Source organism: Brevibacillus sp. NPDC058079 (genome assembly GCF_042885155.1).
Lineage (GTDB): Bacteria > Bacillota > Bacilli > Brevibacillales > Brevibacillaceae > Brevibacillus.
The window spans coordinates 1-1,540 of sequence record NZ_JBHVSO010000038.1; the positions used below are offsets into that span (position 1 = coordinate 1).

The window sequence follows — 1,540 nt, forward strand, 5'->3', positions numbered from 1 at the left end:
CAGGTTGTAGATAAACACTACTTTTTGTTTCAAGACAAAATTAGACTTGTGTGGAGTTAGGTCCGAAGGACAAAAATAAGATAGCGTTTCCGGTTAGCCCATCTTGGCTAAGTGGAGAGCTATCTTTTTTATGTTCTGTACGGCTGCTGTCATTAATGCTTGCTCTAGCACATTTGATTGTCCTCGAAAACGGCAGTAGCGAAGCCCGTGGAGCTGTTTGGCGTCCGCAAAGCTTCGCTCAATGGTTTCTCTTCTTTTTTGATACAGGAATTTTCCTGCCTTCGATAATCTGTTTTGTCTTACCCAATCTTTGCTGTCTTCCCACACATGTCTCGTTATCACCTTTCGGTGATTTTTCGAACGAGTGCATTGTACTAAGAGTGGGCAATTTTTACATTTGTTTGAATCGGAGGTGTATTGACGATACCCCTCCCGGTTCGTCGTTTTGTAAGTTAAAACTCGTTTGTTAGGGCAAATGTATACATCTTCATCTGGTTGATACTGAAATTTCCATTTTGGAAACAGCCCCTTCGTTGAATGAAACCGTCTGTGACCAATTACTGCGAATATTTTTTTATCCTGAAGCTGTTTACAGATGGGGGTAGTTAAATAACCAGAGTCTAAAGCAACTGCTTCTACTTTAAAGTCAAAGGCCTTGATCTGACGATCTAGCCTATCTATGTATGGAACAGCATCGTGCACGTTTCCTGGAGTGATATGTACATCTGTGATGATGTTAAATTTCAAATCAACCGTACTATGGTTGAGATAGTAAAAGCCCTCTGGTTTCCCTTCACGATACATATAACCACAGTCCGGATCAGTTGTGCTGATTTTAATTTCCTTCTTTTCCTTCACTTCCTTTTTAGGTTTTAGAGCTTTTTTCCGTGTTCTTCTCGATCTTTTTCGATCGCCAGATCGAGTTCTTCAATGTAATCTTGGGTCGTTTGATTAACTACATGGGTGATGTACTTTTTCTTATTTGCATTTGCTTTCAGGTGAGTGGAATCTGTAAAAAGTACTCGTCCATTAACCATTCGGTGTTTCATCGCTTGTCTTACAATTTCATCAAAGATTTCTTGAAAAATAGGTGTATCTTTAAAACGAGTACGACGATTCAAGCTAATTGTGGTATGGTCTGGTACTCGGTCTGTCAGTTTTAAACCTAAGAACCAACGGTACGCAATGTTTGTTTTGATTTCTTGCTCTAAGCGTCTTTCTGAACGAATGCCATAAAGATAGCCAATGAAAATCATTTTAAAAAGTACAACAGGGTCGACCGACGGTCGGCCCTTATCTTCACAATAATACGGACGAACCATATCCACGATAAAAGAAAAGTCGATATACTTATCGATTTTTCGGAGTAAATGTTCTTCAGGAACAAGCTCTTCAAGGCAAACAAACTCATACGCAGACTGACTTTCTTTATTTGAATGTAACATGAAATACCACCGTCCAAAGCTATATTAATAATCATATTATACTATATTAACGCGGTAATTTATAAAAGTAATCCGAACTAAAAAAAGGTTGCCGA

General features: G+C 38.8%; 1 protein-coding gene. It reads right to left on the reverse strand.

The window, feature by feature from the left end:
• Positions 1-93: 93 nt before the first annotated feature.
• A protein-coding gene (locus tag ACFVS2_RS34580; RefSeq protein ID WP_390241228.1) for an IS1182 family transposase occupies positions 94-1,445 on the reverse strand; the annotation gives its coding sequence in 2 pieces (ribosomal slippage) (positions 94-878 and positions 878-1,445; 1,353 coding nt in all).
• Between the last annotated feature and the right edge of the window lie 95 nt (positions 1,446-1,540).